Source organism: Mammaliicoccus fleurettii, from assembly GCF_003970575.1.
Lineage (GTDB): Bacteria > Bacillota > Bacilli > Staphylococcales > Staphylococcaceae > Mammaliicoccus > Mammaliicoccus fleurettii.
Genome location: NZ_RXWZ01000030.1, coordinates 1 through 22,209 on the forward strand (window position 1 = coordinate 1; position 22,209 = coordinate 22,209).

Annotated in this window: 20 protein-coding genes; all 20 read right to left on the minus strand. The window is 31.7% G+C overall.

Annotated elements, in window-relative coordinates; all coding sequences use genetic code 11:
- Nucleotides 1-81: 81 nt before the first annotated feature.
- Nucleotides 82-873, minus strand: a complete 792-nt coding sequence (locus tag CD129_RS01925; RefSeq protein WP_115337515.1) for an HAD family hydrolase — start codon at nt 871-873, stop codon at nt 82-84.
- 166 nt (nt 874-1,039) lie between these two features.
- Nucleotides 1,040-2,599, minus strand: coding sequence for a ribonuclease Y (gene rny, locus CD129_RS01930; protein WP_078356186.1), 1,560 nt, complete (start codon nt 2,597-2,599; stop codon nt 1,040-1,042).
- Between the two features lie 216 nt (nt 2,600-2,815).
- Nucleotides 2,816-3,856: a recombinase RecA gene (recA, locus tag CD129_RS01935; RefSeq protein ID WP_237687696.1), complete on the minus strand. Its 1,041-nt coding sequence runs from the start codon at nt 3,854-3,856 to the stop codon at nt 2,816-2,818.
- A gap of 211 nt (nt 3,857-4,067) precedes the next feature.
- A complete protein-coding gene (locus tag CD129_RS01940) occupies nt 4,068-5,216 on the minus strand; it encodes a CinA family nicotinamide mononucleotide deamidase-related protein (RefSeq protein ID WP_115337516.1) in 1,149 nt (382 codons plus the stop codon).
- Between the two features lie 57 nt (nt 5,217-5,273).
- Nucleotides 5,274-5,855 (minus strand): CDP-diacylglycerol--glycerol-3-phosphate 3-phosphatidyltransferase, encoded by a 582-nt coding sequence (pgsA, locus tag CD129_RS01945; protein ID WP_078356183.1) that lies wholly within the window; start codon nt 5,853-5,855, stop codon nt 5,274-5,276.
- Between the two features lie 64 nt (nt 5,856-5,919).
- The gene (locus CD129_RS01950; protein WP_107509944.1) at nt 5,920-6,315 is read right to left on the minus strand and encodes a helix-turn-helix domain-containing protein; all 396 of its coding nucleotides are present in this window, start codon (nt 6,313-6,315) and stop codon (nt 5,920-5,922) included.
- A gap of 21 nt (nt 6,316-6,336) precedes the next feature.
- Nucleotides 6,337-7,152 (minus strand): YmfK family protein, encoded by an 816-nt coding sequence (locus CD129_RS01955; RefSeq protein ID WP_078356181.1) that lies wholly within the window; start codon nt 7,150-7,152, stop codon nt 6,337-6,339.
- Between the two features lie 16 nt (nt 7,153-7,168).
- Nucleotides 7,169-7,873: an elongation factor P 5-aminopentanone reductase gene (gene ymfI / locus CD129_RS01960; RefSeq protein ID WP_078356180.1), complete on the minus strand. Its 705-nt coding sequence runs from the start codon at nt 7,871-7,873 to the stop codon at nt 7,169-7,171.
- Nucleotides 7,866-9,155: an EF-P 5-aminopentanol modification-associated protein YfmH gene (yfmH, locus tag CD129_RS01965; protein ID WP_115337517.1), complete on the minus strand. Its 1,290-nt coding sequence runs from the start codon at nt 9,153-9,155 to the stop codon at nt 7,866-7,868. The genes ymfI and yfmH overlap by 8 nt, the downstream gene beginning before the upstream one ends.
- A complete protein-coding gene (gene yfmF, locus CD129_RS01970) occupies nt 9,148-10,422 on the minus strand; it encodes an EF-P 5-aminopentanol modification-associated protein YfmF (protein WP_115337518.1) in 1,275 nt (424 codons plus the stop codon). Before yfmF ends, yfmH begins: the two co-directional genes overlap by 8 nt.
- Before the next feature lie 75 nt (nt 10,423-10,497).
- Nucleotides 10,498-11,211, minus strand: coding sequence for a GntR family transcriptional regulator (locus CD129_RS01975; protein WP_078356177.1), 714 nt, complete (start codon nt 11,209-11,211; stop codon nt 10,498-10,500).
- A gap of 9 nt (nt 11,212-11,220) precedes the next feature.
- On the minus strand, nt 11,221-13,509 hold the full coding sequence (locus CD129_RS01980) for a DNA translocase FtsK (RefSeq protein ID WP_115337519.1): 2,289 nt from the start codon (nt 13,507-13,509) through the stop codon (nt 11,221-11,223).
- 89 nt (nt 13,510-13,598) lie between these two features.
- The gene (gene rnjB / locus CD129_RS01985) at nt 13,599-15,272 is read right to left on the minus strand and encodes a ribonuclease J2 (protein WP_115337520.1); all 1,674 of its coding nucleotides are present in this window, start codon (nt 15,270-15,272) and stop codon (nt 13,599-13,601) included.
- A 146-nt stretch (nt 15,273-15,418) separates the two neighbouring features.
- Nucleotides 15,419-16,636: a M16 family metallopeptidase gene (locus CD129_RS01990; protein WP_115337521.1), complete on the minus strand. Its 1,218-nt coding sequence runs from the start codon at nt 16,634-16,636 to the stop codon at nt 15,419-15,421.
- 69 nt (nt 16,637-16,705) lie between these two features.
- Entirely contained in the window at nt 16,706-18,820 is a 2,115-nt protein-coding gene (gene pnp / locus CD129_RS01995; protein ID WP_078356173.1) for a polyribonucleotide nucleotidyltransferase, read from the minus strand.
- Between the two features lie 121 nt (nt 18,821-18,941).
- A complete protein-coding gene (gene rpsO, locus CD129_RS02000; protein WP_078356172.1) occupies nt 18,942-19,211 on the minus strand; it encodes a 30S ribosomal protein S15 in 270 nt (89 codons plus the stop codon).
- Nucleotides 19,212-19,316: 105 nt separating this feature from the next.
- Nucleotides 19,317-20,270 (minus strand): riboflavin biosynthesis protein RibF, encoded by a 954-nt coding sequence (gene ribF / locus CD129_RS02005; protein ID WP_078356171.1) that lies wholly within the window; start codon nt 20,268-20,270, stop codon nt 19,317-19,319.
- 12 nt (nt 20,271-20,282) lie between these two features.
- Nucleotides 20,283-21,194, minus strand: coding sequence for a tRNA pseudouridine(55) synthase TruB (truB, locus tag CD129_RS02010; protein WP_088368983.1), 912 nt, complete (start codon nt 21,192-21,194; stop codon nt 20,283-20,285).
- A gap of 85 nt (nt 21,195-21,279) precedes the next feature.
- A complete protein-coding gene (locus CD129_RS02015; RefSeq protein WP_107510129.1) occupies nt 21,280-21,903 on the minus strand; it encodes a hypothetical protein in 624 nt (207 codons plus the stop codon).
- 4 nt (nt 21,904-21,907) lie between these two features.
- A partial coding sequence (locus CD129_RS02020; protein WP_144436998.1) for a sensor histidine kinase occupies nt 21,908-22,209 on the minus strand: 302 nt, incomplete at its 5' end.

Below are 22,209 nucleotides of genomic sequence, written 5' to 3' on the forward strand. Positions count from 1 at the left end.
ACTTAATATAAAAAAGCTTATAACCAGTGCGTTATAGGCTTTTTTTAATACAAATACAATTTTTATGTAAATTATTTAGATTTAAACTAATAATTCCAAAGTTTTAATAACCCCACTTTTATTATTATTTACTGAAATTAGATTTGCTGCTTCTTTTAGTTCTGGATACGCGTTATCCATTGCTACTTTATACTTAGCTGATTTAAATAAGTCGATATCGTTTAAACCATCTCCAAAAGCAATTGTTTCAGATGGGTCTATATTTAAAATACTTTGTATTCTATTTATAGTCGTTCCTTTATTAACACCTAATGCTGTAATATCAATCCAATAATGTTCAGAAGCAACTATATAAACCTCATTTTTAAAGTAACCAATTTGTTCGGCTGTATTCTTACATTTCCCTTTAATATCATGAACTGTAATCTTTAAGAAATCACTTTTTATTTCTACAAAATCTTTTATGTATTTCACATTTTGATATGATCCATGCACAAATTTACGTTCTTCTTCTGAAGTAGATTCTAAAACATAAGCAACTTCTTCTGTACAAGCTATAATAGTCTGTTCTTCATCTATTTCTTTTAACGATTCAATAATATTTAAGCCTAAATTATTATTGATAGTAGCTGTATATAGAAATTCTCCATTATACTTTATACGCGTAGCACTATCTCCAATGATAAAAGTATCGTTACTCAAATCTCCCACAATATTTTCGACTCTTTCGCATTGTTTCCCAGTACAAAATACAAATCTAATATCTTTAGAAACCAAATTTTCCTTTAATGCTTTAAAAGCTTCTCTATTAAAATCACTATTATTATCTAAAAAAGTCCCATCCATATCTGTTACAACTAATTTAATATCCAATTTAATACCCCTTTTTATACGGCTTAATTATATTGTACCGGTATAATTAAAAATGTACAAATGATTTTTTTTATATTAATATCCCACTATTATAAATGCCACCCATTTATAGATAACAAAAAACCCTCTAACCGTTGTGGTTAAAGGGTTTTAAATTTAAGGGCAACTATTTAGCGTATTCGGTTGCTCTCATCTCGCGGACAACTGTCACTTTAATATGCCCTGGATATTGTAATTCACCTTCTATTTGATCTTTAATATCTCTTGCTATCCTATGTGCTTTCAAGTCGTCAATATCTTCAGGAGAAACAATTACTCTAATCTCTCTACCTGCTTGTATTGCAAAGGCTTTTTCTACACCTTGATAACCTTCTGATATTTCTTCTAATCTTTCTAAACGTTTTACATAATTTTCTAAAGTTTCACGTCTAGCTCCTGGTCTTGCAGCACTTAATGCATCTGCTGCTGCTACCAATATAGAAATGACTGATGTTGGATCTACATCCCCATGATGTGAGTGTATTGCATTTATGACTGTATCATGTTCATGATATTTCTTTGCAAGTTCTACCCCTATTTCAACATGGCTACCTTCAACTTCGTGATCAATAGCTTTCCCAATATCATGTAATAAACCTGCTCGTTTTGCTAAAGTGACATCTTCACCTAATTCAGCTGCTAACATTCCTGAAAGTTGTGCAACTTCTACAGAGTGTTTCAGTACACTTTGGCCATAACTTGTACGATATTTCATTCGTCCTAAAATTTTAACCAATTCTGGATGTAAGTTATGAATACCTAATTCAAAGGTAGCTTGTTCACCTGATTCTCTCATCAGTTCATCAACTTCTCTTCTCGCTTTTTCAACCATATCTTCAATTCTACCTGGATGGATACGTCCATCAGATACTAAATTAGTTAAAGCTGTCTTAGCGATTTCTCTACGAATTGGGTCAAATCCAGATAAAATTACTGCTTCTGGTGTATCGTCTATTATTAAATCTACACCTGTCAATGTTTCTAAAGTACGTATATTTCGACCTTCACGACCGATAATACGACCTTTCATTTCATCGTTAGGTAGATTAACAACTGATACAGTTGACTCAGAAGTATGATCTGCAGCTAATCTTTGCACTGTTGTTGCTAACAGTTCTTTAGCTTTCTTATCTACATTTGTTTTTAGTTCGCGTTCTTTGTCTTTTACAAGTACAGCAATATCATGTGACAGTTCTTCTTCAACTTGTGAAAATTGCTCTTTACGAGCTTCTTCACGTGTTAGTCCGGAGATGCGTTCTAGTTCTTGTTCATGTTTCGTTATTATTTCTTGAACATTACTCTCTTTTGCATCTACCTGTTGTTGTCGCTCTTCAATTTTAGCTTCTTTGTTTTCTAGAATTTCATCTTTTTTGTCTAAAAGATCAGATTTGCGCTCTAAGTTCTCTTCTTTTTGAAGTAATCTTGCTTCTTGCTTTTGTAGGTCACTTCTTCTCTCTCGTATTTCACTATCAAGATGATCTCTAATTTGTTGATTTTCTTCTTTTGCTTCAATCAACTTTTCTTTCTTTAGGCTCTCAGCTTCTTTATTAGCCTCACTTATTATATAGTGAGCAGACTGACGGGCTTGATCTTGCTTTTTCGTTAAGCTATTATGTGCGAAAAAGTATCCTACAACAACACCTAGAATAACTCCTAGCAAAATGAGTAAGAGGGTTAATAAGTCCACATAAACACCTCCTTCTATCTAGGTTCTATGTCTTATATATACAAAAATATGATTAAATGGAACATTGGAATCATACAACTCAATTGTACGTTTAAATTTGTACAAGTGTCAAGGACATGGACTTTATTTTTAATACTCTTTTATAAAAAAACATTCTACAAATCTACTTTAAAAAAAGTGATTCATAGAATGTTTAAATTTATAGATAAACACAGTTTAGTCTAATAAAGTTTCTTGTCCTGGACTTCCTGTCTTTTCAGCTTTGTCTTCCTTTTTAGCTTTGTCTTCTTTTTTAGCTTCTTCTTTCTTCTTACCATTGAAGCCTAATTCATCTCTTAAAAGACCATCAATTTCTTCAATAATTGCTGGATTTTCTTTTAAATAAGATTTAACATTTTCTTTACCTTGACCCATACGTTCTCCATTGTATGAATACCAAGCACCAGATTTATCAACAAAATCATATTCAACAGCTAAGTCTATTAACTCACCTTCACGAGAAATACCTTCACCATACATGATATCTACTTCTGCTACTCTAAATGGTGGTGCAACTTTATTTTTAACAACTTTAATTTTAGTACGGTTACCTACAACTTCTTGTCCTTGTTTCAATTGTTCAGCACGACGTACTTCTAAACGGACAGAACTATAGAATTTAAGTGCACGTCCACCAGGTGTAACTTCTGGGTTACCAAACATAACGCCAACTTTTTCACGAATTTGGTTTATAAATACTGCAGTTGTATTAGATTTAGAAATTGCTCCTGATAATTTACGCAAAGCTTGACTCATCAATCTTGCTTGTAAACCAACATGAGTATCTCCCATTTCGCCTTCAATTTCTGCTTTAGGTGTTAAAGCAGCAACTGAGTCAATAATTACGATATCCACAGCACCACTTCGTACAAAAGCTTCAGCTATTTCTAATCCTTGCTCACCATGGTCAGGTTGAGATAAGTATAGGTTATCAATATCTACGCCTAAGTTCTTAGCATAAACAGGATCTAATGCGTGTTCAGCATCAATGAAAGCAGCTACGCCACCTTGTCGTTGTGCTTCGGCAATAGCATGTAAAGCTACTGTCGTTTTACCAGAACTTTCTGGTCCATATATCTCTATGATACGTCCTTTAGGATATCCACCAACACCTAGTGCTTTATCAAGTGTGATAGATCCACTAGAAACTGCAGATACTTCTCTACTTGTATTATCCCCTAGCTTCATTACTGCCCCTTTACCAAAGGATTTTTCCATATTCTTAATTACTGTATCGAGTGCTTTCTGACGGTCGTTCACGCGATAACCTCCTATATATATAAAATGAATTTACTTGTTTAATTAGCTATTATTACTATATCTGGTTTCGTTCTAAATTGCAAGCATAAAGCGAATATTTGTTCGTGTTTTTGTGTTCGTTTTTTGAAAATATACGAACATAGGTACCGATATTATTAAATTATGAATCTCATCGTAATAAGTTTAAATATTCAATAAGTGCTATATTGCTTATTCTATCACGTCTTCCAGCATATGATTGGCTTAACGAAGAAATAAATTTTTTGTTTTTTTGCTTATGCGAAATATAAACTGTAGACTCTTTATCATCTTGCAATAATAAGATGGTACTTTCTACTTTAAATACTTCTTTTAACTTTTTAGTGATTTCTTCACTCGTATCATTTTGTGCAATATTAAGTACACTGTCTGACCAATCATTTTTAACTGTATAAGCTTTTAAGTACTCTTCACTTTTCTCACTAAGCTTTAACCTTGAATATAGTACTCCATCAGTTATGCCGTCATAAATTACAAAAGGTTGATCTAATTCATTAAATACCGCTTCTTCAATTGACAAATCATCACTGCCATAATAGTACTTACCAATTCTACTTAGAATTTCTTCTTTTACAGGCTTGATTAATTCGAGCGCTTTTTGTTTCGTTTCTGTATTTGCAGTTATTCTTAATGAAACTTCATGTTGACCTGCTAAAGGAGCTATTGTAGGATTCGTTTGATTATCTATTATATCCATCAATTCCGTTTCTAGGCTTGATTCACCTATTCCAGTAAACTTTAATGACTCAGAGAAAATCACACGCGCTTCATTCAAGAAATATGGTATAAGATATTGATTAACCATAGGCTGAAGTTCTTTTGGTGGACCTGGTAACAATACAATTTTTTTGTCATCTAACTCCAAATACATGCCTGGAGCCATACCGACATCATTATTTAATACATCACTACCTTCAATAACAAGCGCTTGCTGTTTATTATTAGGCGTCATAGTGCGATTTTCATTTTTAAAATATCGCTCTATATGATCCATGGCTTGTTGATTTGTTTCAAGACCTCTCTCTAACACTTGTGCTACCGTTTGTTTCGTCAAATCATCCTTAGTTGGTCCTAATCCTCCAGTGAGAATAACAACATCATGGTTAAATAATTCTTCTTTAAAAGTTCTTTCTAATCTTTCCGGATTGTCACCAACTGCAACATGTCTCACAACACTAGCACCAAGTTCGTTTAATACTTTTGAGATAAATTGAGCATTGGTATTCGCAATTTGTCCTAATAATATTTCAGTACCAACACTTAATATGCTCACTTTCATATATGTTCCTCCTAAAGAAAAACCTACAAACTCAATGTTGTAGGTTGATTGTCATTATTATTTTGATCCTTTAAATACATCTCTACCATTATAAAAATACTCTATTCCAGATAAAATAGTAAAGAATGTAGCCACATACATTAGCCATTGCCCTAAATTAATTTGCCATAAAGTAGAGAAAGGTTCTTGTAGTAAAATAAATACAATAGCTACCATCGTAACCGCCGTTTTAATTTTACCTAATTGACCTGCTGCACTTACAAATCCTTGTTCTATTTGCAATAATCGTAACCCCGTTACTGCAAATTCTCTCGCTATAATAATGATTGCGATAACAGAAGATACTTTATCTAGTTCTACTAATGCAATTAATGCACTAGCTACTAATAATTTATCAGCTAATGGGTCTAAAAATTTCCCCATGTTTGTTACAAGTTCCCATTTTCTAGCTAAATAGCCGTCAAACCAATCTGTAACAGAAGCTAAAATAAAGATAATACCTGCTATAAATTGTTCTACTCGCATTTCTTGACCGAACAAAAAGCTCATTTGTCCCATATTAAAATCAACAAGTAAAAATAATACAAAAATAGGTATTAAAATAACACGTAATACCGTTAACTGATTAGGAATATTCATATTCTTTCTCCTTCTTTTCATACAAACACATAATAATACTATTATAAATCAATCGCTTATATAATTAAATGATAATTATTAATAATACCCAAGCAATAAGACATACGCCAAAGAAAGTAACCATTTGAGTAATTAACTTAGCGACCATTTTATTCTCAGATATTTCTGTTTGGCTTCTTTTCTCTTGTGTTAATAAACGAAATGCTTCTTTTGCAGATGGCGTTGTTTTAGGCAATTCACTTTGATGTTTATCAATTAATTCTGCAGGACTTACATTAATTGCAGATGCATACTTAGTGATGAATCCTCTAGCGTAATCAGGATTTGGTAATTTTTCGAATTCATTTTTTTCAATCATCACTAAAAATGGTCTCTGTATCTTAGTCTTTTTTTCAAGTTCAACTAATGTCATACCTAACTGTTCTCTTTTATTCCTTAATGTTTCCCCAATATATTTCAAAATATATTCACCTCAGCAAAATTATTCAAAGAAACCAAATCCATCTCCAAATGCCATATTGTCATTTGTAAATAAATCATTTTTATTCAATTGTTCGTATGTAATTTCTTGATCTTCAGTTTCTCTCAATTCAATAATATAATCAAAATCTTCAAGACTATATTCTGAGCGCTGCACAAATAAATCAGGATGTTCAACGACTTTAATAGTTGGTAAACTCATGACTTCTCTAACCAACTGTTTATGCTTTTCATCTGTCTGTTTAGATGTTACAGCACCATCAATTATATAAACGTTCTCGTCTCCATACTCACCTTTTAAGAGAGAGCTTCTCACAGTTTGTTTAATCAGAGTTGAACTAATAAACAACCATTTCTTATGTGCACAGACACTTGCTGCTACTACTGACTCTGTCTTACCAACTCTCGGCATACCACGTACACCAATCAATTTATGTCGATTTTCTTTAAAAAGTTCAGCCATAAAATCAACTAACAAACCTAAATCTTTTCTTTCAAATCTAAATGTCTTTTTATCATCAACATCTCGTTTAATATACCTACCATGTCTTACTGCCAATCTATCTCTTAAACCAGGTGTACGTAATTTCTTTATGGTAATATCATCAATTTCTTTCACGATATTTTCGAAGCGTTTAACTTTATTCATATCATCTGTTTTAATGAGCAAACCTCTTCTCCCTTGGTCTACACCATTAATCGTAATAATATTAATACCTAAAATACCTAATAGACTAGATATATCCCCTAATAATCCTGCTCTATTTACTTGAATATCATATTCTAAGTACCATTCTTTTTTAATTACTTCTTCCATAATATCCACCCCAATATTAAATATACCATCCTCCGTTAATTCGAAGTACTTGGCCAGTTACACTTTGAGATAGCGGGTTTAGTAAATAAGCTACAGTCGCACTAATCTCTCCAGTCGTAACAAAGCGACCTTGTGGTATTTCTTCTTTTAACTGTGTTTGAGTAATTGCATCAAGTTCATCTGTCATTTTACCATGAACAACGCCTGGAGTTATAGCATTAACTGTAATTGATGTTAAAGCTAACTCTTTAGCTAATGACTTTACAAAACCTAATTGTGCCGCTTTCATAGTTGAGTAAATCGTTTCGTAACTTGCACCTGTTTCTCCCCAAATTGAAGATACAACAATAACTCTTCCATTTTCACTTTTTCTCAGTCTATCTACAAATAATTGTACTACCTTAATTAAAGAAAATACATTTATATGGTATTGTACATCAATTTCTTGATCAGTAAAGTCTTGAATAGATCCAAATGACGATTGTCCAGCTACGTATATCAACTGATCTATATGTCCTACTGATTCTAATTCACTTATGTCATTCCTGATTGCAAGATCAAACTGTAGAAAACTAACTGCTTGTCCTTCGTATCTTTGTTTAAGTAGATTTAAATTCGAACTATTATAATGTAGTATGACTTCATTACCAAGTGATAAACATTCGTCTACTATTGAAAGTCCAATATCGCCGCTTCCACCTATTATAAGCGTTCTAGCCATTTTGTTTCACCAAACGACTTTCAACTATATTGTCAAAATCAATTAATGATTTCAATGTTTGCTGAACACTATCAACCGTTACTGATTCTAATATATCAATCAGTTCAAACAGCTCAACACCTTCAAAATAAAACTTCGTATATTGATTTGCAATATATTCTGGAGAATTCAAACTTGAAATAATTTCGCCTAATGTTTGTTTTCGGACTCTTACTAATTCATCTTTATTAAAACCTGTATTTATATAATTATTTAATTCTCTAAATAAAGCATCTTTAAATACTTTATGGTTATCTGTTGTTACAGCTAGAATTAAGTAACTATATGTCATTTCATTAGCAAATTGATAACCAAACGTATCATCAATAATACCTTCTTCAAGAAGTCCTTGATAAAAATCTGTCTGTTCTCCAAACATCAGGTCTAAAGCAATCATCATTTCCATATCATTTTTAACTCTATTTTTGTCTGAAATTGTATTAGGCTCAAATTTAAAAGCTAGCATAGACTTCTCTTGTATTATATCCATTTTTGTCTCGATGTAAGGCGTATGCACAGATGTAGGTTCTTCTATAGGTTTTCTTGTAATAGGCGGCATTTCTTTCATATTTCTTGCAGCCTCATGTTTACGAACTAACTCTATTGTGTCTTCTGGACTTACATCTCCAACAATAATTAACACCATATTCGCAGGATGGTAAAACGTTTCATAAGATAAATATAAGTCTTCAGCAGTTATTTTATAAATGCTGTCCACTGAACCAGCAATATCTACTTGAACTGGATGATTATGATAAAGTGCTCCTAAAGTTTGAAACATTAATTTATAATTCGGCTGTTCTTGATACATTTTAATTTCTTCAGCTATAATACCTTTTTCTTTCTCAACAGTCTTCTCTGTAAAATAAGGGCTCTCTATCATTTTTAATAGTCTTATAATATTGTTATTTATATTACCAGTCGCGCTAAATAAATAACTCGTTCTGTCGAAAGTCGTAAAGGCATTAACTTGTGCATCATTTTCGGCAAAGCTAGTAAACACATCGCCTTCTTCTTTTTCAAAAAGTTTATGTTCTAGAAAATGTGCCACACCATCAGGAACTGAGACAAATGCTTCTTTCCCGTGTGGTTTAAATGTATGGTCAAGTGAACCAAAATTAGTCGTATATGTTACAAAAGTTTTAGAAAAACCTGCCTTAGGAATAACAACCACTTTTAATCCATTGTCTAAAGTTTCTTCATAAACTGTTTCATCAATCTGTTCGTAATATTGATTACTCATTATTTTCACCTTCAGTCAGTATATATATTGTATCCAATTGTCCAAGTTGAGCAATATTTTTAATGTCATCTATCGTAATTGATTCTATTTCTTTAATCCAATCATCATGATTATATACTGATTGATAACGTGCATGTGTATGTAATAAATCAATCATTTGTCGTTGCTTATCAAACGTCTCTCGTGCATGAGATATAAGAACTTTTTTAGCTAACTCTAACTTTTGCTCGTCGAAGTTCCCTTCTTCTAAATCTTTATAAATGTCCAATATCGTGTCTTTAGCTAATTGAACTTTATCTTTGGAAATTCCACCAACAATATATAAAAAGCCATTTCTAGCATCAATTTGAGAATGAATAGAATATGCCAAACTTTGTTTTTCTCGAACTTCGCTAAATAATATTGAGGATGCATCTCCACCTAATAACATATTCAATACTAAAAATGAATAATATTCTTTAGAATGGAATGCAATTGGGAATCTATATCCCATATTTAACTTAGCTTGATCAATTTTAGTATAATCCACTATTTCTTTTACTTCTTCAATGACTTTTAATGATGAAGTTTCAATTTCTAAATGACTATTGTGATCAAAACTAAAATAATCATTACAAAGTGCTTTAACTTCATCTAATTCAACGTTTCCAATAATATATGTAGAAATTGCGTTTTCATGAAGTAAATCATGATATGTATCAACTAATGATTCTGGAGTCACATTATCAATGTCTTCAAGACGACCAGATGCTAAGTATTTATATGGTTCATCCTCAAACATATGATTCATGAACTGAATAAATGCTCGTTGCGACTTGTTATCTTCTATTGCAGTTAATTTTTTATGTAAAAGTGATTTTTCTTGTTTTGTATATTTTTCATTGAACTTTCCATTTTCGATTAATGGATTAAATATTACTTCGTGTAATAATTGAACGGCATTTTCAAATAAGGATAACTCACTTCTTAAGTATTTTTCATTCACTATTTCAATACCAATCGTCATAATATGATTATTTGCTTGTTTATTTACATAACTAAATAAATGTGCACCGTATAAATCAGCGAGTAGATTATTCATCTCTCTATCTGTTTGATACTTTTTAGTTATTCTTGTTATTAACTTACTTAAAATTGACCTAGATGTAATCGTAGTACTATTTAAAGGCGCTACAAATTTAAAAACTATCGTCGTTGTTTTAAACTTTTCTGTTGGTATGACATAAACATCGTTTGATGCTAATTGTATATGTTCTGTAGTAATCATCAAATACACCTCTCTTATATGTATATATACAGAAACAAAGCAACAATTGTTACTTTGTTTTCCTCAATATATTTATTATATCCTATTTCTTGTAATTCGAAACTTTACAAGACTACTTTTAAAATAATTTAAAGAATAAAGAACCGGTGTACCATGTTCATTATAATGTATCTGCGTTAATAACATCATAGCATCGTCTGGTTCAGAGTTAAGTATTTCACTTATATAAGGTTCATAGCTTATAGATTCTATAGATGTATTTGCATGCGTAATTTTAAACTCTACTTTACTTTCTATTGCTGATAGTATTGAAGAATTCGAACGATAGTCACTACATGCAAATAAATCAGTAGCAATTTTATCTAAACAATATACAACTGGTTCTCCATCAGCAGTTCGCAATCTTTCAATTACAGATATCATGGCATCTTTTTCTAAATTAAGAACTTCTATATCTTTTGAAGTAGCAACTTCTTCATCTAAACTGATAAATTCTGTACCCGCCACTTCTCCATTCTTTTCTATCATTTTAGTAATACTTAACAATTCATCTAAAGGATAATAGTAAGGTTGAGTCGGTTTAACAACTGTGACATCCCCAGATTTTTGCGATAGGATTTGTTCAGTGACAAGTTCATGTATAGCTTTTTCAATTTCTTCATAATTTACTTTCAACAATCTTTTGATTTCGAACTCATTAGGTATCGTTTCACCAGGTTTAATTTCTCCTGATTGAATTTGATCTAATATCCAGTTCTTAACAAAATTTGTAGTTGCATCTGTAGACATAATATCCCCCTATTCCTCTTGATAAATATCAACCAATACTTGTCTAGGTTTACTACCTGATTGTGGTCCAATAACACCATTGTTTTCTAAATCGTCCATTAATCTAGATGCTCTATTATAACCTATTCTAAATCTTCGTTGTAACAAACTAGCACTTGCTTTTTGTTCTTCAACAACAAATAAATATGCTTCTTTATAAAGTGCATCTTCACTTTCCATTTCACTCGCTTCAGTAGGTTCATCAGGTTCCATTTCTTTCACATAATTAGCAGTTTGTTCTCCAACTACATGCTGAACGACTGTCTCTACTTCACCATCTGATAAGAATGCACCTTGTATTCTTGTTGGTTTTGATGAATCTCTTGATAAGAATAGCATATCTCCTCTACCAAGTAGTTTTTCAGCACCACCACCATCTAGTATCGTTCTAGAATCTGTTGCAGAACTTACTGCAAAGGCAATTCTCGATGGTATATTTGCTTTAATACTACCTGTAATAACATCTACAGAAGGTCTTTGCGTCGCGATTATTAAATGTATACCTGCTGCTCTAGCTAACTGAGCTATTCGCATAATTGATGACTCCACATCTTTCCCTGCAACCATCATTAAATCTGCAAGTTCATCAACAATAACTACGATATATGGTAATTGTGCTTGCTTTTCTTCCATTTCTTGATTCGTACGTTCAATAAATTGATTATATCCTTCTATATTTCTCGCACCTACATGTTGGAATAAGTCATATCTTTTTTCCATCTCTGATACAACTTTTTGTAATGCTTGATTTGCCTTTTGAGGGTTTGTGACTACCGGCGTTAATAAATGCGGCACACCGTTATAAACATTTAATTCTACCATTTTAGGGTCAATCAGCATTAGTTTCACTTCATGTGGTTTAGCATTCATTAAAATACTCGTAATAATACCATTAATACAAACTGATTTACCACTACCAGTTGCACCAGCTACAAGTAAATGAGGTAATTTATTTAACTCTGCTGTAATTGGCTCACCAGAAATATCTCTACCAAGTGCTACTTCAAGTTTATTTGTCGTAGGTTTCGCTTCGCTTAACACTTCTTTTAATGTAACCATTGAAATATGTTCGTTTGGCACTTCAATTCCAACAGCTGATTTACCTGGAATAGGTGCTTCAATTCTTATGTCTTTAGCTGCTAAATTAAGTGCGATGTCATTACTTAAATTGACTATTTTGTTAACTTTCACACCTTGAGCTGGCTGAACTTCATATTGAGTAACAGCTGGACCAATTCTAATTTGTGTTACTTTAGCATCTACATTAAAGTTTCTTAATGTTGCTTCTAGTAACTTGCCTTTTTCTTGAACAGTCTTTTTTGAAACCGATTGAGATTGAGGTGGATCATTTAAAATATCTAATGATGGTAATTTATAATTTAAATTCTCCGTTTCATCTATAGTTGATTCATTGATTTCACTTTCGACAGGTTCAGTATTTTGTGGTGATCGCTTCGGCTGTTGCTTTCTTTTAGCTTCTAGTTTTTCTTGTGATTCATAAATTGGAATATCTTCATTCACTGGTTCTGGTTCAACTGTTGAAACTTCATTAGTAGGCTCTATTTCTTTTAAGTTCGATACATCTTTTGGTTGATTTTTTTGACGCTTTTCTTTTTCTAATTGTTTAGCTCTTGCTTTTTCTTCACGTTTTTTTTCTAAATTAGTCATTTTTGATTTAGTTTTGCTTTGAGCAATATCAAAAGTTGATTTCGTTATGTCACGATGTCTTTTCTTAGCAATTAAAATAACACTAGATATTAATATAAGTATTGTTAATAAGCTATAACCAAAAACAGATATTAGTTTACTCAAAACGTTAAAAGCATAATAACCTATGTATCCACCACCATTAAAGTAAAATGAATTTCTTTCTAAACTTGAGTACGTTTCACTTATTGTCATTTTAAAAGTATCAAAAGACTTATCTTTAAAATATAAAATCAATTGCATAACAAAAATTAGTGCAATTTGAAATATAAGTAGACCATTTAGTCTTCTTGTAAATTTCAATTTACCGTTTATTGTAATTAGCAGTGATATAACCGCAATGAGAATATATGTGAAGTACTTAGAGTAACCGAATAAAAAATGAAAGAAGCTATCTATTATTAATCCTATAAATCCTAATTGAAAAACTCCTAGCACTAATAAAAACAGCACTATCATTTGAATGACATATTTTAAAGTATTATCCTTTTGCTTTTTCTTACCACGTGTTGTTTTTCTTTTACTAGTTGCTGGCTTCTTCTTTTGTACCATCTTGAAATAGCCTCCTTATCTATAATGCAAAAAATAAGCCCATGATTGGGCTTATTTGACTGTTAATAAATCTTCCATAAAACAATCCATTAGATTTCAGAAATAATAGGAATAATCATCGGGCGACGCTTCGTTTGTTCATATAAATATTTGCCGAGTTTATCACGCATATTTTGTTTCATTTCAGACCATTCAATTTTCTTTTGGAGTAATCCTTCTTCAACAATTTCACGTACTTTTTCTGAAGCATCATTTAATAATTCTTCACTTTCTCTTACATATACAAATCCACGTGATTGAATTTCAGGTCCTCCAACAATTTTTCTGTTCTTAGGATCTAATGTTACTACAGCTATAAATATGCCATCTTCAGCTAATAAGTGTCTATCTCTTAAGACAATATTACCTACATCTCCGACACCAATTCCGTCTATTAATACATTCCCTGCTGTTACTTTTTCGTTGGCAAGCATTTTTTCACCATCAAAATTAACAACGTCACCTTTTTCAAGTAAGAAAATCTTCTCAGGATTCACACCAGTTTCAGCAGCCAATTTCGCATGTGCAATTTGCATTTTAAATTCACCTTGTACAGGAATAAAGTATTCCGGTTTCATTAAATTAAGCATCATTTTAAGTTCTTCCATACAACCATGACTTGAAGCATGCGTCTTTTTATTATTAGGCATAATATGTGCACCAGCTTTAACAAGCTCATTTAAAGTTTGTCCAATAATAACTTCCATATTTGCAGAGGCAGTAGTAGAAATGTAAACATTATCCCCTTCTAAAATATTCATAATTGGATGTCTTTGTTGAGCCATTTGACCTAGTGCTTCAATTGGTTCACCTTGCATACCAGTTGCAATGATAATCATTTCGTTCTTAGGATACTTACTAATATCGTGAACAGGAACTAATAAGTTTTCTGGAATATTAAAATAACCTAGTTTACGTGCTACGTTAAATGAACTTTCTAATGAACGTCCTAAGAATGAAACTTTACGATTTAATTTGCTTGCTGCGTTTAATACTTGTTGTATACGGATAAAGTTAGATGCATAACAAGATACAATGATTCGACCATTTGCTTTAGCAAATTCATCTACTATATGACTTTCAATAACATTTTCCGGAACATTATATCCAGGCTTTTCTGCTTCTGTTGAATCACTAATTAGTGCAAATACACCATTTTGACCAATTTCAGTCATTTTAGCAATATCTGGTACATATGCCCCTTGTAAACTTTGGTCGAATTTAAATTCACCAGTATATACGATAGATCCGTAAGATGTATGTATACATACACCTAAACTATCTGGGATTGAATGTGTTGTATTAAAGAACGTTACATTAACATTTTTAAATCTCATTACTGAATCTTTATTTACTGTATAGTAACGTACTTTTTTATTTATTTTTCTAGCTTTCATATGGTCTTTTACTAACGCAATCGTTAATCTAGAACCATAAACAGGTGCATCTAGTTTCTCAAGTATATAACTTACTGCACCAATTGAATCTTCATGTCCATGTGATAAGAAGATACCTTTAAGCTTTTCTTTATTTTCAATTACATATTGTATATCTGGTATAACAACGTCTACGCCTAACATTTCATCTTCTGGAAACATTAAACCAGCGTCTAACATGAACATTTCTTCATCCACTTCAACGATATACATATTTTTTGCGATTTCTCCAACACCACCAAGTGGTATGATACGAATTTTATCATTTTTCTTTTTAATTAAACTCAAAATTGTTCCTCCTAAATGTAGTCCCGTCCATAATATATTTATTTAATCATACCATTTATATAATCGTTTACACAAGCACATACAACAGACTTATACATAATTAAAATAAAGGAAGAGAATATTTTTACTTCTTATTACGATATATATTATTTCTCTGTAAGTATAAATTCAGAATAAGACGCTTCAAGTAATATTTTTGTAGCTGTTTTAATATCTTTTAACTGAATTTGATTGATTTCTTTTTCAAATTTATCGTTTGAAATAAGTTCGTTATGAAACATGATTGAACGCGCATTTCTTGTCATTTTATTTTGATTAGATTCAGAAGCCATTAAGAAACTTGTTATAATATGACTTTTTGCATCGTCTAGTTCTTCTTGCGTAATGCCATCTTTGAGTAGGTTTTCAAGAACTTCTGTAATCAACTTGCTTGAAGCATCCACATTCTCTTTATCTGTTGCAACATAGATTGTCAACAAGCCATCGTTCGGAAAGCTTTGGAAATCCGAATAAACATTATAGCAAAGACCGTGTTCTTCTCTAAGCACTTGGAATAATTTAGAACTCATCGTTTCACCTAATATTGTATTTAATATATTAGTAGAATAATAGTGCTCATCATTATAGCTTGGTGCGACGTAGCTTCTCATAAAGTGCGTTTGTTCAAGTTCATTTTTATAGTAAGTTTCTTTCTTTTCAATAAACTGCATTTTTTGTTGATCTTCATCAATAGCAATACTCTGCTCATCTGTTAATCGTTCGATTATTTCTTCTTTTAAAGATTCGCTGTACGCGCCAGCAACAGAAACGATTAATCGATTACTTTGATAAAATTTTTCATGAAAATCGACTAAAGTTTTTCTATCAATTTCATTAACACTTTGTGGTGTACCTAAAATCATTCTACCTAATGGTTGGTCTTTATAGATTTCATTTTCTAATTTATCCAATAACCATTCTTCAGGTGTATCTTCAATCATTTTAATTTCTTCAAGGATTACTTTTTTCTCACGCGTAATTTCTTCTTCTATAAATAAAGGATTCTTAACCATGTCCAATAATAAATCTGTTGCTTTTTTTTCAAATCTTTTTAAAGTTTTACAGAAGTAACAAGTATAAAGCTTAGTTGTGTATGCATTATTATATCCACCAATTTTATCAAATTCAGTTGATAATTGCTGTCTTGAATACTGTTTACTTCCTTTAAAAAGCATATGTTCCATAAAATGGGCAATACCTTCAGGATAATCTCCTTCATTAGCTGTACCAGTCTTTACATATACACCAATACTAATTGTTTCACTATTAGGAACATCTTCAAATATTAATGTTGTACCATTTTTTAATGATTTTAATTCTGTCATTCTATCACCTCATAATAAAAATAGGGACACGTGAATGTCCCTATTTAAAGCATTTATTTAATTATATTACTATTTTTGTTCTTTTTCTTCATCCAATAACACTTTACGTGAAGCATTTACACGTCCTTGACGGTCAATTTCAGTAACTTTCACTAAGAATTGATCACCAATTTTTGCTACATCTTCAACTTTGTTAACTCTTTCGTTTGAAAATTGAGAGATATGAACTAGTGCATCTTTACCTGGGAATATTTCAACAAATGCACCAAATTTCTCGATACGTTTAACTGTACCCATATAAATAGCGCCGACTTCCGCTTCTCTTACGATATCTTCAATGATTTTACGTGCACGATCAATCATTTCTTTATCTTTAGAACCGATAAATACTGTACCATCTTGTTCAATGTCTAATTTAACACCTGTTTCATCAATGATTTCATTGATTTTTTTACCTCCAGGTCCAATAACATCTCTTATTTTGGCTGATTTAATATGCATGATTTCTATTTTAGGAGCATATTGACTTAATTCTTCTCTAGGCTCTCTTAACGTTTCTAACATATGGTTTAAGATATATAGTCTACCAATTCTAGCTTGTTCAAGTGCTTCTTTTAAAATTTGCTCACTTAAACCGTCAATCTTGATATCCATTTGAATTGCAGTAATACCTTTTTCAGTACCTGCAACTTTAAAGTCCATATCACCTAAGGCATCTTCCATACCTTGAATATCTGATAAAATTGTATAATTATCATCTTTAGTAATTAACCCCATTGCGATACCTGCAACTGGCGCTTTAATTGGTACACCAGCATCCATTAATGCTAATGTTGATCCACAAATTGAAGCTTGTGAAGATGAACCATTAGATTCAAGTACTTCAGATACAACTCTTATTGTATAAGGGAATTCTTTTTCATCTGGAATTACTTGTAATAAAGCACGTTCTCCTAATGCACCGTGTCCAATTTCACGACGACCTGGTCCTCTTACTGGGCCAGTTTCACCAACTGAGAAGTTAGGGAAATTATAGTGATGCATGTAACGTTTTTGTTCTTCAGTACCAAGTCCATCAATAATTTGATGTTCTCCAAGCGCACCTAAAGTAGCAACTGAAAATGCTTGTGTTTGTCCACGCGTAAACAATCCAGAACCATGCGCTCTTGGTAATAGACCAACTTCTGATGCTAATGGTCTAATTTCTTCAGGATTACGTCCATCAGGTCTAATTTTATCTTCTGTAATTAAGCGACGAACTTCGTCCTTAACAAGTGTATCTAAAATTTTACTTGCAGACTTTAGAACTTGTTCGTTATCAGGATCTTCTTCATTATCGAAATGTTGAAGCACTTCATCTTTAACAGCAGAAATATTAATATCACGTTGTTGTTTTTCTTCAGTTCTTATTGCAGCGTTTATGTCTAAAGCTTCAGCTTTTGTACGAACTGATTCTTCAAATGAAGCTTCAATTTCTACTGGAATAAATTCTGCTTTTACAGGTTGAATTTCTTCAATAATTGCTTCTTGGAATTCAACAAGTCTTTGTATTTCTTTATGTCCGAACAAAATTCCATTTAACATCATTTCTTCAGTTACTTCTTTAGCACCTGCTTCAACCATGTTTACTGCATCTTTATGTCCTGCTACTTGTAAATCCAATAAAGAAACTTCTTTTTGCTCTACATTTGGATTTATAACATACTCACCATCTACTAAACCTACATTTACACCTGCAATAGGTCTTTCAAATGGGATGTCAGAAACAGATAATGCCATTGAAGAACCAATCATTGCTGCCATTTCTGGAGAACAATTTGAATCTACACTCATGACAATTGATATTACTTGAACATCATGTTTATAGCCTTTAGGAAATAGAGGTCTAATTGGTCTATCAATTAATCGACTTGTTAAAGTAGCATCTTCACCAGGTCTACCTTCACGTTTATTAAATCCACCAGGAATTTTACCTGCTGCGTACATTTTTTCTTCGTAATTTACCATTAATGGGAAAAAGTCTACATTTCTAGGTTCTTTAGATGCAGTTGCTGTTGATAATACAACTGTATCCCCATATCTTACTAATACTGCACCATTAGCTTGTTTTGCTAATTGGCCTGTTTCAATTATTAATGGACTGCCTGCCCATTCTGTCTTAAAGACTTTTTTCTCTTGAGACATTTATGAATCTCCTCTCATACAATTAATCTCTTATATCATACCATTATATACTTATTTTTTATATTTATTTATAAAAAAAATCGAAAGAAATCTGATCGATTTCCTTCGATTGATATTGTGATTAACGACGTAATCCTAATGATTTGATTAAATCACGGTAACGTTGAACATCATTGTCACGTAAATATGTTAATAAATGTTTACGACGACCAACCATTTTTAATAATCCACGACGTGAATGATGGTCTTTCTTATGTGTACGTAAATGTTCGTTTAAAGTAGTAATTTCTTCAGTTAAAACTGCGATTTGTACTTCTGGAGAACCCGTATCTGTTTCGTGTACGCGGTATTCTTTAATTAGTTCGTTTTTTCTTTCTTGTGAAATTGCCATTGTCAATTTCCCTCCTATAATTGTATTCACCGTAAACCTGAGCGAATCGTCGGAGTGTCGATTAGCCAAGGAATAGGCACTTAAACTATTATACATAAAAGCATATTATCTTTCAAGCAATAATAACGATTTCGCTTCTTCTTTATCTTTTGTGATTTGACTTACGAGTGCATCAATTCCATCAAACTTTTGTTCTGGTCGAATAAAGTGATGCCAATAAACTTCAACACGCTCTCCGTAAATACTTTCATCAAAATCAAATATATTTACTTCAATACTTATTTGAGAAGCAGAAGGGTCATGGAATGTCGGTTTAACACCAACGTTACATACACCTTTATACGTTTTATCTCTAGATTTAATGAGTATAGTAACTGCGTATACGCCTTTTCTAGGTAAAACGTAATCATCAACCGGTTCTACATTAGCCGTTGGAAATCCAATTGTTCTACCTCTTTTTTCACCTTGTACAACCATTCCTTTAATAACATAAGGTCTACCAAGAGCCAAATTACACGCTTCAATTTCACCAAGTTCAAGTGAAGCTCTTATATCCGTTGTAGAAATTTTATCATCGTCTTGCAAAGTTTGTTTAGATACTACATGTACGCTAAAAGGATAATCATTCTCTTGTAAAGAAGACATATTACCTTTTCCATATTTACCAAAACTAAAATCATATCCTGCAATAACAGCTTTCACATGATTTTGTATGAAATACTGATCTATAAAATCATCTGCAGATACATTTGCAAAAGTTGAAGAAAAGTTTACTACGAAACAATAATCGACGCCTAATTTTTCTATTGATTCTATTTTGTCAGCAATAGGTGTTAAATAAGTTGTTCGCTTCTTCTCAGGATTCAATACTACTGAAGGGTGTGGATCAAATGTCATGACTGCTTTCTTTAAATGTTGATCTTTAGCTACTTTAATCATTTTTTGAAGTACTTTTTGATGACCTAAATGTATGCCATCAAAAAATCCAATTGCTAAAGCAATATTTTCATTTACAAATTGTGTTGATTTTATTGGGTGTGTAATTTCTATAACTTCCATCAAAATACTCCTTTAAAGAAAAACTTTTTTCGGCTTATATAATGCACTGTTTTTTTCGTATGTATCCATTATTGCTATGGCTTTTTCTTCATACCAAACAACGAATATACCATCATGTTTATGTTCGTCTATTAAATGTTTTTCTATTTTTTGTCCGTTTTGAATTCTTTTAACGATGTCTTCATCATTTATCGTTATTTTTTCTAAACCATTCAATCCATATTCTAATGGAAGAAGCACATTTTGTAACTTATCTTGCTCAACTATTTCTCTTAAATCATCCAATTTAACAGCTTGGTCGAGTGAAAATCCACCACTTTTTAATCTGATCAAATGAGACATATGTGCTGGAAAGCCTAATAACTCACCCACTTGGGTTGCTAAAGTTCTAATATAAGTCCCTTTACCACATTCTACTTCGATTTCAAATTTGCAGATTTGGTCAACATATGAAATTTCTGAAGTTAATTCTATGCTATTAATAAAGACTTTACGAACAGGTCTTTCAACTTCAATATTTTGTCGTGCGTATTCATATAATTTTTTGCCGTTTACTTTCACAGCAGAGTACATAGGTGGTATTTGTTCAATCTCACCAACTAATTTATTCAATGTAGATCTTATATCTTCGGTACTCCATGTATGCTCATTTACAATTTTCTGTTCTACTAATTCACCTGTTTGATCTTCAGTAGTCGTACTAAAACCAATCGTAACTTCTGCTTTATATTTTTTGCCACTTTCCATAACATAGTCACTTACACGTGTTGCTTTACCAATACAGATAGGTAATACACCACTCACTTCCGGATCCAATGTTCCCGTATGACCAACTTTTTTTGTCTTTAATATTTTACGAAGTTTAAACACAACATCATGGCTTGTCATGCCTACTTCTTTATGAATTGCTAATATGCCATCCAACTTTACGACCTCCAAAACATGCTTCATTTCAATATAAGTTTACATGAAAATGCAATTAAAAAGAAGAAATAACTGATAAACTACTTTAATCGTCTTCGTAGTCATCATTATCATAGTCATCATCATCTTCATAATAATACTGTTCTTTCTTAGCATTTTCCTCATTATAGTCAGTTTGAGGGCGTTCTATATTAAACCAAGATACTGAATTAACCTTACCATTTAACGCATTAACAGAAACCATTGCACCTTCATCATGATCTACATGCTGAGTGACTGTATAAGTAGCTGGTTTAGATTTCTCGTTTTTTTTAATATCTACAAATGTTCCACCAACTTCATTCATAACAATCTGTTTAGCTCTTTTTTCAGTTATAAATGTTTGCTTCTCTTTTTCTTTTTTAGGTTTCTGCTTTTTTGCGACTTGTTTAGAAATTGATTGTGATGTAACATTTTTAATTGTTTCATCTTTTCTATCAATTTCTAAACTATATTTTTTATCTTTATCTTTAATCACTACATAAAACATTCGATCATCCTTAGATTGAGTTAATTTAATTAACTCGCCTTTATACCTTTCTGACACCAAAGTTTTCGCATGATTTTTATCCATCAATTGTTCTGTTGACCTGAAATAAATAATAGTAATTAAAGTAATTAGAAGTATTGCCATAATAACGATAAGAACAGGCTTAATTAGTTTTTTCACATTTTCACACCTTTCTCACTTTTAAAATAAATTCTGATCCAATACCTAATTTACTATTAACTTGTATATCGATTTGGTTTTTAGATGCCAGTTCTTTTGCTATGGATAAACCTAATCCAGATCCACCAGACTGGCGAGATCTCGCTTTATCAATTCTATAAAACCTCGTGAATATTTTATCAATATCTTCTTCAGGGATACCAGGACCATAATCTTTAATTTTAATTTCTATATATTTATTTTTACTTATTAAAAATAGATCTATTTCTGATTGACTATATTTGTACGCATTATCTAAGAAAATTG